The organism is uncultured Jatrophihabitans sp. (assembly GCF_964252635.1).
GTDB lineage: Bacteria > Actinomycetota > Actinomycetes > Mycobacteriales > Jatrophihabitantaceae > Jatrophihabitans.
Genome location: NZ_CAXUNP010000013.1, coordinates 38,967 through 51,600, shown reverse-complemented (window position 1 = coordinate 51,600; position 12,634 = coordinate 38,967). Strand labels below are relative to the sequence as shown.

The 12,634-nt window shown below is 70.6% G+C and carries 11 protein-coding genes, 3 tRNA genes and 1 pseudogene; 5 read left to right on the top strand and 10 right to left on the bottom strand.

Going from position 1 to position 12,634, the window contains the following annotated elements; genetic code table 11:
• Nucleotides 1-14 precede the first annotated feature (14 nt).
• Both ACFFCA_RS08235 and ACFFCA_RS08230 read right to left on the bottom strand, forming a co-directional pair.
• Nucleotides 15-758 carry an SDR family NAD(P)-dependent oxidoreductase gene (locus ACFFCA_RS08235; protein WP_375483636.1) on the bottom strand — a complete coding sequence of 248 codons (744 nt, stop codon included), beginning with the start codon at nt 756-758 and terminating at the stop codon, nt 15-17.
• The gene (locus tag ACFFCA_RS08230; RefSeq protein ID WP_375483634.1) at nt 748-1,101 is read right to left on the bottom strand and encodes a winged helix-turn-helix transcriptional regulator; all 354 of its coding nucleotides are present in this window, start codon (nt 1,099-1,101) and stop codon (nt 748-750) included. The genes ACFFCA_RS08235 and ACFFCA_RS08230 overlap by 11 nt, the downstream gene beginning before the upstream one ends.
• 82 nt (nt 1,102-1,183) lie before the next feature.
• Between ACFFCA_RS08230 and ACFFCA_RS08225 the strand changes: the two genes are divergently transcribed.
• Nucleotides 1,184-2,167: a zinc-dependent alcohol dehydrogenase family protein gene (locus ACFFCA_RS08225; protein ID WP_375483632.1), complete on the top strand. Its 984-nt coding sequence runs from the start codon at nt 1,184-1,186 to the stop codon at nt 2,165-2,167.
• Between the two features lie 247 nt (nt 2,168-2,414).
• Here ACFFCA_RS08225 and ACFFCA_RS08220 read toward each other — a convergent pair.
• The 6 genes from ACFFCA_RS08220 to ACFFCA_RS08195 form a co-directional block, all read right to left on the bottom strand.
• Nucleotides 2,415-2,489: transfer RNA gene (locus tag ACFFCA_RS08220), tRNA-Val, on the bottom strand.
• A gap of 36 nt (nt 2,490-2,525) precedes the next feature.
• Nucleotides 2,526-2,597, bottom strand: a tRNA-Cys gene (locus ACFFCA_RS08215).
• Between the two features lie 23 nt (nt 2,598-2,620).
• Nucleotides 2,621-2,693 (bottom strand) — tRNA-Gly (locus tag ACFFCA_RS08210).
• An 81-nt stretch (nt 2,694-2,774) separates the two neighbouring features.
• Nucleotides 2,775-3,371 carry a dephospho-CoA kinase gene (coaE, locus tag ACFFCA_RS08205; RefSeq protein ID WP_375483630.1) on the bottom strand — a complete coding sequence of 199 codons (597 nt, stop codon included), beginning with the start codon at nt 3,369-3,371 and terminating at the stop codon, nt 2,775-2,777.
• 187 nt (nt 3,372-3,558) lie between these two features.
• Entirely contained in the window at nt 3,559-5,052 is a 1,494-nt protein-coding gene (gene rpsA, locus ACFFCA_RS08200; protein WP_375483628.1) for a 30S ribosomal protein S1, read from the bottom strand.
• A 137-nt stretch (nt 5,053-5,189) separates the two neighbouring features.
• On the bottom strand, nt 5,190-6,164 hold the full coding sequence (locus ACFFCA_RS08195) for an alpha/beta hydrolase (RefSeq protein ID WP_375483626.1): 975 nt from the start codon (nt 6,162-6,164) through the stop codon (nt 5,190-5,192).
• 48 nt (nt 6,165-6,212) lie between these two features.
• Here ACFFCA_RS08195 and ACFFCA_RS08190 point away from each other — a divergent pair, with 48 nt between their 5' ends.
• A complete protein-coding gene (locus tag ACFFCA_RS08190; protein ID WP_375483624.1) occupies nt 6,213-7,046 on the top strand; it encodes a class I SAM-dependent methyltransferase in 834 nt (277 codons plus the stop codon).
• Here ACFFCA_RS08190 and ACFFCA_RS08185 read toward each other — a convergent pair.
• Together ACFFCA_RS08185 and ACFFCA_RS08180 are read right to left on the bottom strand one after the other, a co-directional pair.
• Nucleotides 7,013-8,074 (bottom strand): DUF3068 domain-containing protein, encoded by a 1,062-nt coding sequence (locus ACFFCA_RS08185; protein ID WP_375483622.1) that lies wholly within the window; start codon nt 8,072-8,074, stop codon nt 7,013-7,015. The two genes, ACFFCA_RS08190 and ACFFCA_RS08185, sit on opposite strands and share 34 nt — an antisense overlap.
• 5 nt (nt 8,075-8,079) lie before the next feature.
• Complete coding sequence (locus ACFFCA_RS08180) at nt 8,080-8,247, bottom strand: hypothetical protein (protein WP_375483620.1); 168 nt, start codon at nt 8,245-8,247, stop codon at nt 8,080-8,082.
• Between the two features lie 144 nt (nt 8,248-8,391).
• Between ACFFCA_RS08180 and ACFFCA_RS08175 the strand changes: the two genes are divergently transcribed.
• The 3 genes and pseudogenes from ACFFCA_RS08175 to ACFFCA_RS08165 all read left to right on the top strand — a co-directional run.
• The gene (locus ACFFCA_RS08175) at nt 8,392-9,639 is read left to right on the top strand and encodes a hypothetical protein (protein WP_375483619.1); all 1,248 of its coding nucleotides are present in this window, start codon (nt 8,392-8,394) and stop codon (nt 9,637-9,639) included.
• Nucleotides 9,636-11,555 (top strand): hypothetical protein, encoded by a 1,920-nt coding sequence (locus ACFFCA_RS08170; protein WP_375483617.1) that lies wholly within the window; start codon nt 9,636-9,638, stop codon nt 11,553-11,555. The genes ACFFCA_RS08175 and ACFFCA_RS08170 overlap by 4 nt, the downstream gene beginning before the upstream one ends.
• A pseudogene (locus ACFFCA_RS08165) lies at nt 11,498-12,631 on the top strand (acyltransferase family protein); the annotation flags it as partial. The gene ACFFCA_RS08170 and the pseudogene ACFFCA_RS08165, both read left to right, overlap by 58 nt.
• Between the last annotated feature and the right edge of the window lie 3 nt (nt 12,632-12,634).

Below are 12,634 nucleotides of genomic sequence, written 5' to 3'. Positions count from 1 at the left end.
CCGGTCCGGCCCGCTCACGTGAGGTTGAGGCCGCCGTCGACGACCAGCACCTCGCCCGTGACGTAGTCCGATCCGACGAGCGCGAGCACCATCTCGGCCACGTCGTCGGGCGTGGCCGGGCGGCGCATCGGCGAGCGGACCCGCCACAGCTCCTGGGCGTCGAGCCAGTCCGCGGTGAGCGGTGTGTCGACCAGGCCGGGAGCGACGGCGTTGACCCGGATCCCGGGCGCGAGGGACACCGCGAGCAGCTTGGTGACGTGGGTCAGGGCGGCCTTGCTCGCGGCGTAGGGAATGGACGCGCCCTTCGGCCGGACGCCGGCATGCGACCCGATGTTGACCACCGCCGCGCTACGACCGTCCCGCGCGGCCGCACGCAGGAACGGTTCGGCCGCAGTGATCAGCCGGAACGGTGCGATGACGTTGACCTCGTAGAGGGCGTGCCAGACGTCGGGGGTGGCGGCCGCCAGCTCCTGGTGCGGGATGACGTGGCTGATACCGGCATTGTTGATCAGCACATCGAGGCGGCCCCACACCGCGACGGCGTCGTTGACCAGCCGGCTGCGGTCGGCGTCGACGGCCAGGTCGGCCTGGACGTAGTGGGCGTCGCCGATGTCCTCCGCCAGGGCACGGCCGGCCTCCGTCGACGACCTCGAGTGCACGATGACCCGGTACCCCGCGGCGGCCAGGCGCCGGGCCACGCCCGCACCGATGCCCGACGTCGAACCGGTCACGAGTGCCACGGCGCCGTCACCAGCCATGCGTCTCCTGGAAGGAGGCGATCGCAGCACCGTGATCGCGTGCCCACGTCGTCAGCGTCTCGATCGGTTCGATGAGGGTGCGGCCCAGATCGGTGAGGTGGTAGTCGGAGTACCGCCCGTCCTGCTCGCGGTGCTCGACGAGGCCGTACTGCTGCAGCCGGCGCAGGGTCTGGGTGAGGACCTTGCGCGAGATGCCACCGATGAGCTCGACGAGTTCCCCGTGACGGCGTGGCTGTTGGCCGAGCCCGAACAGCACGAGAACGGCCCACTTGTCGGCGATGATCTCGACGGCCAGGCGCGTTGGGCAGTCGGCGAGGAAGGCCGTTCCGGACGCATTCTGCATGGCTTCAAGGTACCGATCGGTAACGAGCAGCGACCTAGCGTGGAATCGGATCAGACCACTGCGATCGGTACGAGGAGACAGCATGTCCAAGGTCGTCGTCTTCGACGAGTTCGGCGGGCCCGAGGTCCTGCACATCGTCGGCGAATCCGAGCCGGAGCCCGCCGAGCACGAGGTCCGCGTGCGCCTCGAGGCGTTCGCCGTCAACCCGCTCGACGCCATGATGCGCTCGGGACGCTCCCCCGCGCCGGTGCCGCTGCCGCACGCCCGGCTGGGTATCGAGGGCACCGGCATCGTCGACGCGGTCGGTGCTGAGGTCTCGACGTTGCGGGTCGGCGACGCGGTCATCGTCGCGGCGTTGCCCGACTCCGCGGTCAGGGGTGCGTACGCGCAGCACGTCACGCTACCCGCCACCGCGGTGATCCCCCGCCCGGCAGGGCTCGACGTCCCCCACGCGGCGTCGATCTGGGTCGCCTTCGCGACGGCCTACGGGTCGTTGATCGAGATGGCGGGGCTGCGACCCGCCGACCACGTCCTCGTCGCCGGGGCGTCGGGTGCCGTCGGCCGGATGGCGATGCAGATCGCCAACGAGATCGGTGCTGTGCCCATTGCCGTGACACGCAGCGCCGAGAGAATCGACGAGTTGCTCTCCGCCGGCGCGACGGCGGTCATCGCCACGGACGCGGAGAACGTTGTCGACGAGACCCGTCGTCTCACCGGCAGTGAGGGCGCGGACGTCGTGTTCGATCTCATCAGTGGTCCTGGTCAGCAGGACCTGCTGAGGGCCGCACGCCCGGGCGGTGTTCTCGTGGCCGGGGGATTCCTCGACCCACGTCCCACCCCGCAGCCGGTCGACTCGCCGTCGACGGTGCTGAACTATCGCGGCTGGGACCACCTGCTGGACGGGCCGGAGCTGACACGCACCGCGGCGTTCATGGCCGCCGGCGTGCGGCTCGGCGCCCTGCAACCGGCCGTCGATACGGTTTTCGGATTCGACGACGTGGTCGAGGCACACCGGCGTTTCGACCAGGGCCTGTACGCCGGCCGCAAGATCGTCGTCACGACCTGAGACGGCGTGCGAGGGCGCCGCTGCGGCAGCGGATCCGCCGAGGGTGTTGGTCAGCAGGTCGCGCAACCACAGCTCCTAGCCGTCCCGCGAAGAACCCTTGACCAGTGCGTAGTCCTGGGCGAGCCCGACGGGAGTCCCGTCGTCGGAACATCTTCACCAAGCTGGGTCTGCGATCCCGACGGGAACTGCGGGTCCTGGTCCCGTCGGGTTGAACGTCGCGCAACGTGGACCCGCCGGCCTGCGCGTTTGGTGGGCGATACTGGGATTGAACCAGTGACCCCTACCGTGTCAAGGTAGTGCTCTCCCACTGAGCTAATCGCCCTTATGCACACCGCCGTTGCCGGCGGTGATGTTGTCGAGGCGGCGGCGGGAATCGAACCCGCGTACAGGGCTTTGCAGGCCCTTGCCTAAGCCACTCGGCCACGCCGCCGTACTGACGAGACGGTGCCTTCGAGCGGACGACGGGATTCGAACCCGCGACCCTCACCTTGGCAAGGTGATGCGCTACCAGCTGCGCTACGTCCGCAGACTCGCGACAATTTTCGTGCCGCGCGCCGATCGACGACTCTATCCGATGCGCTCGACGCCCTCCAACTCAGGTGGGGCCTCAGCCGCCCTGCGCAGCGACGATCCGCACCCAGGCGCGCTCCACCTCGCTACGCAGATCAGCCAGCGAGCCGTCGTTGTCGATCACCACGTCGGCGACGGCCCGGCGCTGCTCGTCGTCGGCCTGGCGGGCCATCCGCTCTCGCGCGTCCTGCTCGCCCATCCCCCGTTCCGCCAGGCGGGCGAGACGGGTTGCCAACGAGGCCTGCACGACCAGGACGAGGTCGTACCCGTCGCCCGACGGGTTCGTCTCGACCAGCAGCGGCACGTCGTGCACGACGACGTCGTCGGGATCGGTGGCGGCCACCACTTCGGCGACGCGAGCGCGGACCAGCGGGTGGATGATGCCGTTCAGCTGCTGCAGCCGTTGCTCGTCGGAGAACACGAGCGCGGCGACGGCCGGACGGTCCAGCTCGCCGTCCGCGGTCAGCACGTGTTCGCCGAACGCGTCGACGACCTGCGCCAGGCTCGGGGTGCCCTTGGCCATGACCTCGCGGGCGACGGCGTCGGCGTCGATCACCACGGCACCGTGCTCGGCCAGCAGCCGCGCCACCGTGCTCTTGCCCGACCCCACTCCCCCGGTCAGCCCGACGCGCATGAGGGTGACCGTAGTCGCCGGCCGCGTCCACACACCCGAGTGGTCGGTTCTGCGCCCAATGGTCAGCTGCAGGCGACCACTCGACACGCAACTGACCACTCGGGCGCAGGGCAGGTGGAGGACGTCAGCCAAGAACGACGAAGGGCCCCGGGAGGTCATCCCGGGGCCCTTCGTCAATGGCTGCTGCTCAGCGGCCGGCGAGCTTCTCCCGCAGCGCGGCGAGCGCCTCGTCGGAGGCCAGCGAGCCGCCGGTGTCGGCCGACTCGTCGCCGGTCGACGGGGCGTCCGAGCTGTAGGACGTTGCCTCGCCGGAGTCCGACGCCGCGTCGGCATCGGCCTTCTGCGCGTCCTCGAGCTGCTTCTTGTGCGCCTCGAAACGCTCCCGCGCGGACGCGTAACGCTTCTCCCACGCCTCGCGAGCCTCGTCGTAGCCTTCGAGCCACTCGTTGGTCTCGGGGTCGAAGCCCTCGGGGTAGATGTAGTTGCCCTTGTCGTCGTACTGGGCTTCCATGCCGTACTGCGCCGGGTCGAACGAGTCGTCGGTGAGCGCACCCTCGTTGGCCTGCTTGAGCGACAGCGAGATGCGGCGCCGCTCGAGGTCGATGTCGATGACCTTAACGAGAAGGTCGTCGCCCACGTTGACGACCTGCTCCGGGATCTCGACGTGACGCTCGGCCAGCTCGGAGATGTGCACCAGACCCTCGATGCCGTCCTGGACGCGGACGAACGCACCGAACGGAACCAGCTTCGTGACCTTGCCGGGCACGACCTGGCCGATCTGGTGGGTGCGGGCGAAGTGCCGCCACGGGTCTTCCTGGGTCGCCTTGAGCGACAGCGAGACGCGCTCGCGGTCCAGGTCGATGTCCAGTACCTCGACGGTGACCTCCTGGCCCACCTCGACGACCTCGGACGGGTGGTCGATGTGCTTCCAGGACAGCTCGGAGACGTGCACGAGACCGTCGACGCCGCCGAGGTCCACGAACGCACCGAAGTTGACGATCGAGGACACGACACCGGTGCGGACCTGGCCCTTGGCCAGCTTGTTCAGGAACTCGCTGCGCACCTCGGACTGGGTCTGCTCGAGCCACGCACGGCGCGAGAGCACCACGTTGTTGCGGTTCTTGTCGAGCTCGATGATCTTGGCCTCGAGCGTCTTGCCGACGTAGGGCTGCAGGTCGCGCACGCGGCGCATCTCGACCAGCGACGCGGGCAGGAAGCCGCGCAGGCCGATGTCCAGGATCAGACCGCCCTTGACGACCTCGATGACGGTGCCCTCGACGACCTCGTCGTTGTCCTTCTTCTCCTCGATCGTGCCCCAGGCGCGCTCGTACTGCGCGCGCTTCTTGGACAGGATCAGGCGGCCTTCCTTGTCCTCCTTCTGGAGGACCAGGGCCTCGACCTCGTCGCCCACGGAAACGACCTCGTTGGGGTCGACGTCGTGCTTGATCGAGAGTTCGCGCGAGGGGATGACGCCCTCGGTCTTGTAGCCGATGTCGAGCAGGACCTCGTCCCGGTCGACCTTGACGATGGTGCCCTCGACGATGTCGCCGTCGTTGAAGTACTTGATCGTCTGGTCGATGGCTGCGAGGAAGTCCTCAGCGGTGCCGATGTCGTTGATGGCTACTTGCGGGGTGCCGCCCGAGGTGGTCGAGCCGGCCGGTGCTTCTACGGTGGACGTCATTGAGTGGATGGATCCTGACAATGTGAGTGGTCGGTCGCGGAGAGGCCTGATTTCTGGGGCCTACGCCTGATCGAGGCCGCAGACCTGTCCACATACGACAATACCCGCCCGCTCAGCTTCGCCGAAATCTGCGGCGGTCAGCCGGCTCCCAGCGCGCTGCGGATCTCGGCTGCGGCCTCGCCCAGCGCCTGCCGCGCCGCGGGAACGACCCCGGGCAGCGAGATGTAGCCGTGCACGGCGTTCACGTAGTTGGTGTGGCGCGCCGCGACCCCCGCCTCTCGCAGCGCCGCCGCGTAGGCGAGGCCGTGGTCGCGCAACGGGTCGTACTGGGCCGTCTGGATCAGCGCCGGCGGCAGGTTCTCGTGGGTGCCGCGCAGCGGCGAGGCGTACGGCTCCCCCCGCTCGTGATCGGTGCCGTGGAAGTACAGGTCCGGGACGTTGTCGAGGTCCTTCTTGGCCAGGACGGGCGCGTGCGCGTTCTCGTCCTCGGACGGGTAGTCGCCGACGAAGTCGACCGACGGGTAGAGCAGCACCTGCAGCGCGATCGCCGGGCCCGAGCGGTCGCGGGCCATCATGGCCACCACCGCGGCCAGGTTGCCGCCGGCGCTGTCGCCCATGACCGCGAGCCGCTCGGCGTCGACCCCGAGGTCGGCCGCGTGCTCGGCCACCCACACGGTGGCCGCGTAGCAGTCCTCCGGCGGGCTCGGATACGGGTGCTCGGGGGCGAGGCGGTAGCCGACGGAGACGACCACGACGCCGGCCTCCGCGGCGACGGAGCTGGCCCACCACTCGGACTGCCGCATGTTGCCCGACACCCAGCCGCCCCCGTGGAAGTTGAGGACGACGGGCAGCCGCTCCCCTGACGGGGCGGCGCCGGGCCGGTAGACCCGGATGGGCAGGGCCGTGCCGTCGGGCAGCGTGGCGGTGTCGTCGCGAACCGTGACCCGCGGATCCGTCCGGCCCACGATGAACCTGGACCCGGGCAGGGCGAGCGACTTGGCCCGGCGGTCGGCGGCCTTGCGGACCTTGTCGGCCGGCTGCTGCATGGCGGGCGCGACGTCGAAGGTGCGGTACAGGCCCCAGAACACGCGGGTCCTCAGCGGAAGCGGCATGGCACGGACCCTACTCATCGGTAACCTGCAGAACACTAGGGTCGGCGTATGTCCTCCGGTGACGGCTCGGTCGGGCAGGCGGTCGGCGTGGGGCGCCGCCCGGCCGACTCCCCCACCTCGGTGCGGGCCAGCCGCGCGTGGTGGGACACCGACGCCGACGGCTACCAGGCCGAGCACGGCCGCTTCCTCGGCGAGGCCGACTTCGTGTGGTGCCCCGAGAACCTGCGCGAGCAGGACGCGCACCTGCTGGGCGACGTGCGCGGTCGCCGCATCCTGGAGGTCGGTTGCGGCGCGGCGATGTGCTCGCGCTGGCTGGTCGGGCAGGGCGCCCACCCGTTCGCGTTCGACCTCTCCGGCGGCATGCTGCGCCACGCGCGCACCGGCAACGCCGACACCGGTCTCGACGTGCCGCTGGTGCAGGCCGACGCCGAACACATCCCGTTCCGGGACGCGTCCTTCGACCTCGCCTTCACGGCGTTCGGCGCGATCCAGTTCGTGGCCGACAGCGCCCGGCTGATGCGCGAGGTGGCGCGGGTGCTCCGCCCCGGCGGTCGATGGGTGTTCGCGACCACCCACCCGACCCGCTGGGCGTTCCCGGACGACCCCGGGCCGGGCGGACTGGTCGCCACCATGCCGTACTCGGACCGCACGCCCTACGTCGAGTACGACGAGGACGGCATGCCGACCTACGTCGAGCACCACCGCACGTTGGGCGACCGCGTCCGCGAGATCACCGCGGCCGGCCTGCAGCTCGTCGACGTCGTCGAGCCCGAGTGGCCCGCGGGTCACACGCAGGTGTGGGGTCAGTGGTCGCCCTTGCGCGGGGCGATCCTGCCCGGGACCGCGATCTACGTGTGCGTGCTGCCCGCGAAGGGCGAGTAGTTCGGGTCGTAGTCCGAACCGTCGTCCGGGCCGTCCCCGGGGCCGCCGCCGGGACGGTGCTGGCCACCGTCCCCACCCGTGGCCGGGCGTCGTCTGCGCCCGAGGAGCAGGAAGGCGCCGACCAGGGCGAGGAGACCGACGATGCCGCAGGCCAGTGGCGCCCACACACCGGCGAGCTTGAGATCGTCGATCTTGCTCTTCGCGTAGTTGGTCTGGTACGTGATCGCGCTGTCCTCGAAGCTCAGCGTGGTGTCGAGAGCCAGCTGGCCGGGCTTGCCGTTCGCGTCGCCCAGGTTCTGCACCTGGTGCTCGGTGCCTTTGACGATCGTGCCGGTCTGCGGCTCGACCCACACCGTCCGCGTGTCGGTGTAGAAGCCGGCGATGGTGCCGAAGAGCTTGTACTTCTGCTGACCGGTGTTCGACACGAACTTGTACGTCTTGAGCCCCTTGACCTTCTCGGTGCCCTGGTAGGTCGCCGGGAACGCGGCCGTCAGATCGGGTTCGTAGAACTGGTACGTCTTCTTCTCGGTGTCGATGGGGAACTTGTACGACAGCCCCGTGTGACGCACCGACTTGCCGTTGACGTTCTCGTTCCAACCCGCGACGTGCACCGCTTCGCCGCTCTTGCGGTTGGCCGTGACGCGATCGGTGGTCAGGCTCAGCAGCCGGCTGTCCTTCGTGCAGTCCGGCGTGTTGCCGACGACCTTGACGATGCACAGCGTCTCGTTGACGGTCGTGTCGGTGTCGTTCGAGTACTTGGAATCGGTCTTGACGACCCGCGTCGCCCGCAGCTGCACGTTCTGCAGGGTGTTGGTCTTCGGGTCCAGCAGTTTGGCCGGGCCGCTGGAACGCTGCGTGATGTCGAGGTCGAGCGGGGTCTTCTTCGAGTGCGGCACGATGACGAACGGGAAGACGAACGCCATCACGATCCCGAAGACGCCGACGCCGATGAGGAGGACGCCGAAGACGCGTCGCGCGGTGCCACCTCGACGCGGCTCCTGACCGTCCGCCATGCCGTCGTGAGCCATCGGCGTCAGTTGCCGTAGAAGGCGGAGTTCGAGCCGACGTCGCCGTTGTGGTTCTGCCCGGCGGGGTTCTTGGACGGCGCGCTGGTGTTGGCGGCCACCACTCCATAGGCCGCGACGGCAGCGAGAGCGAGCGCCACCAGGGCAGCAGCAACCGAGGACACGACAGTGCGCATGACAAACCCCAAACGTTTGAAACCGGCAAGGCACTGTAGCAAGGATGGCCACGGCCGGCGCCAGACCAGAGCGCCGCGGTGCGTCGCTTGCGCAAGGCCGACGGGGCAGGCAACCTTGCGGTGCCGGTACCGACGTATGGACCCATGTTGACCACCCCGTTGCAGGGATTGACGACGCGCTGCGCCCGCAGTGCGGTGCTCGCCGTGCCCGCGACCGCCGTGGCCGGGAACCTACTGGCCTATGTCCTGCTGCTGGCCGGCGCACGCGCGCTCGACCATGACGCGTTCGGCGAGCTGGTGTCGCTGCTCGGCGTCCTGCTCGTGGGCACCGTCCCGGCCATTGCGGTGCAGACCGTCGCCGCGCGGCGCAGGGCGGCCGGCGACACCGCCGGTGTCCTGGTGACCGTCGCCGGGCTCGCGCTGGCCTGCGGCGGTGTGCTCGCGGCCCTGGCCGAACCGCTGACGACGTTCCTGCACCTGTCCGGCGCCCTGGGCCCCGTCCTGGTCGCGGCCGCCGTCGTGCCCACCACCTGCTTCGGCCCGCTGCTCGGCTTCGCCCAGGGCGCCGCCCGGTTCGGCAGGTTCGCCGCGCTCACCGCGATCCAGCAGGCCGGCCGGTCCGGCGGGGGGCTGCTCGGACTCGCCGTCGGACGGTCGGCGACCGCGGCCGTCGCCGGTGTGGCCGTCGGCTCCCTGGTCGCGGTGGCGGTCGGGCTCACCCTGTCCCGACCCGACGTGCACCGCACGGTCGACCACGGGCTCGGCCTGCTGCGCGAGATCCTGCACGCGGGCCACGGGCACGGCAGCGTGCTGCTGCTGAGCAGCCTGGACCTGCTGCTCGCGCGGCACGTGCTCGCATCGGGCGCCGCCGCTCAGTACGCGGCCGGCTCGATCATCACCCGCGCCGCGCTGTGGCTCCCGCAGACGGTGGGCACCCTGGTGTTCAGCCGCCTGGCCTCGCACCAGCACCACCGCCGCACGGTCCGCGAGGCGCTGGCCCTCATCGCGGCGATCGGGGCTGCCGTCGTCCTCGGGACCGCGCTGGCCGGCGGGCTCGTCGTCGGTGCCGTCGGCGGTGGCTACCACGGCCTGGTACACACCGGCTGGATCTACGCCGCGACCGGGTCCTTCCTGGCTCTCGTCCAGTTCGCCGTCCTCGCCGCCCTCGCGGTGCGACGCTCCGGGCTGACGGCCGTCGTGTGGATGACCATGCTGGCCGAGGTCCTCGTCGTCGCCCCGCTCGACCGGGATACGAGCGCGACCACGGTCGCGTCGCTGGTGGCGGTCGTGGTCGCGGTGGGCGCCGCGGTCATCATCGTGGTCACGCTGCGCCGGCCCGCTCCGCGCCCGGTGACCCCGCTCGACCCGGTGACCGCCGAGGTGTCGCCGTGAGCACGTCCACGCGCACCGAAACCGCCGCCGCGGCCCCGTCCGAGGACGCGCGAGCAGCGCCCGACGCCGGTCGGCTCGTGCTGCGCATCGCGCTCGGCCTCATCGCCGTACAGGCCGCCTACCGCGGATGGCTGTGCTACCGCGGATGGTTCGTCGGTGACGACTTCGCCTTCATCGGCCGGGCCCGAGCGCTGCCGTTCTGGAGCCGCGCCTACCTGCTGCACGACTACAACAGCCATCTGATGCCGGGCGGGTTCGCGGTCATCCGCGTCCTCACCGATCTGTGGCCGATGAACTTCGTGCCCGTGGCGACGCTGGACGTCGCCGTGCAGGCGCTCACGGGGTTCGTCGTGTTCCGGCTGCTGCGCGAGCTCTTCGGGCCACGACCCGGAATCCTGATCCCGCTCACCGTGTACCTGTTCTCGCCGATGAACCTGCCGGCGTTCGTGTGGTGGGCGGCGGCGATCAACCAGCTGCCCCTCCAGCTCGCCATGGCGACCGCCCTGCTGATGCACGTGCGGTACCTGCGGACCGGTGCGTGGTGGCGTGGTGCCGCCGCCGTCGCCGCAGTGGTCGCGGGTCTGCTGTTCTCCGAGAAGACCCTGCTGATCGTGCCGTTCATCGCGGCGTTCACGGTGCTGTATTTCGGCGGCGGCACCGGCGTGCGGCGGGTGCTGCGCGTCGCCCGTGCGCACTGGTGGCTCTGGATCGCCTACGGCGTGGTCGCGTTTGGCTACGCCGGCTACTACGTGGCCGAGGTGCCCTCTCCCACCCGCGGCGGGGCCAGCGTCGGCAGCACGTTCACACTGGGCACCGAGCTGTACGGCCACGCCGTCCTGCCGGGGCTGTTCTCCGGGCCGTGGAGCTGGCACCCGGTCGGGTGGAACGCCGCCGTGGCAAACCCGCCACAGGCCGTCGTCTGGCTCGCCACGCTGGCCGCGGCCGCCGTCGTCGCCGCCTCGTTCGCGCTGTGGGTCCGCGCGTCGTTCGGCTGGTTCCTGGCCCTCGGCTACGCCGCGGCCACGTTGTTCCTGGTGGCCAACAGCCGAGCCACGGTGGTCGGCCCCTCCATCGGGACCGAGTACCGTTACAGCACCGATCTCGCGCTCGTCGTCGTGCTCGTCCTGGGGCTGTCGTTCATGCCCGTCGCCGGCGACTTCGCGCGCGGCGAGCCGCAGCGTCTCGTGCCCCGCGCGTCCACCCGCGAGACCCTCGCGGCCTACCGCGCCGTCCTCGACGTCCCGGCCCGTCCGACTGGCATCGCGTTCGTGGCCGTCGTCGCCGTGTCCTTCGTCTACGTCGTCAGTTCGGTGGCCTCGAGCAACGGGTACGAGCGCTACTGGCGCCCGAACTACGCCAAGCCGTACTTCGCCAACGCGCGGCACGACCTGGCGCAGACCGGGCACAGCTTGATGCTGGCCGACGGCCAGGCACCGGACCGCGCGGTATGGCACTGGGTCTATCCCTACAACACCCTGCGATCGCTAGTCGGACACGACAGCCCGCGGCCCACCTGGTTCGGTCCCGGTGACACGACGTCGAGCCTCTACGTGTTGGACAGGACGGGACACGCGCGCCTGGCCGGCGTGAACGGGGTCGCGGCCCGCCCGGGCCCGGACGGCGCCTGCGGGTGGCGGGTGGACTCCGCGCCGACGAGGATCGCGCTGACCCACAAGACATTCCCGTGGACGTGGTACGTCCGCATCGAGTACATCGCCAGCAAGGCGGCGACGACGACGGTGCGGGCCGGCTCGCTCGCCACACCGATCCACGTCGCCGCCGGCCTGCACGCGGTGTACGTCATGTCCACCGGAGCGGTCGACCACATCACCATCGACGGCCTGAGCTCGGGCGCGTTGTGCACGGCCAGGGTGCAGGTCGGCGACGCCGTGCCGACCCCGGGGACCGGGCCGTGACGACCACCGAGGAACAGGCGTCCGGGCCGGCGCCCGCCACCACCGACGGCGCGCCGGACCACAACCGCTTCCCCGCCCTCGACGGCCTGCGCGCCGTCGCCGTCGGCGCGGTGGTGCTGACCCACGTCGCCTTCGCCACCGGTCGTTACTCCCGCGGGCCGGGGTCGTCGATCCTGGCGCACCTCGACGTCGGCGTGGCCATCTTCTTCGTCATCTCCGGCTTCCTGCTGTCCCGGGAGTGGTTCGTCGCGCACGTCGAAGGGCGTCAGCCCGTGCGACTCGTCGCCTACCTCTGGCGCCGCGCCCTGCGCATCCTGCCGCTGTACTGGGTCACGGTCACCGCGGCGCTGCTGCTGCTGAGGTCCAACCGGAACGCGACGAGTGGTGACTGGCTGCGGCACTTCGCGCTGCTGCAGATCTACCGGCCCGGCTGGCTGCGCAACGGCGTGACCCAGACCTGGAGCCTGTGCACCGAGGCGTTGTTCTACCTCGTGCTGCCCGCGTTCGCGGTGCTGATCGTGCGTCTCGCGCGGGGCCGTCTCGGCCTGCTGTGGGCCGCGACGCTGGTCTGCGCCGGCCTCGTCGTGCTCGGCGTGGTGTGGACGTTGTACTTCTGGTCCTCCGGCGCGGCCTGGCTGGCGACGGCGCAGCTGTGGCTGCCCTCGACCATCGGGTGGTTCGCGGCCGGCATGGCCATGGCCGGCGTGCACGCCCATCTGACGACGGTGACGCCCGACGAGGCGCCGCGGCTGGCCTGGATCCGTGAACTCGGCGCGCATCCAGGGGTGTGCTGGTCGATCGCCGCGTGCGCCTACCTGCTCGTCGTCACCCCGCTGTCGGGGCCGCTGGGGCTCACCTTCCGTACGCCGGAGCAGGGCCTGGTGCGCTCGCTGCTCTACCTCGTCGTCGCCGCGGCTCTGGTCTGGCCGGCGGTGTTCGGAGCCTCGCCGCTCGTCCTGGCCGTGCTCGCCAACCGGCCGATGCGTTACCTCGGCGACGTGTCCTACGGCGTTTTCCTGCTGCACCTGCTCGTGCTCGAGGGCGTGCAGAACCTGCTCGACTCACCGCTGGGCAGCGGC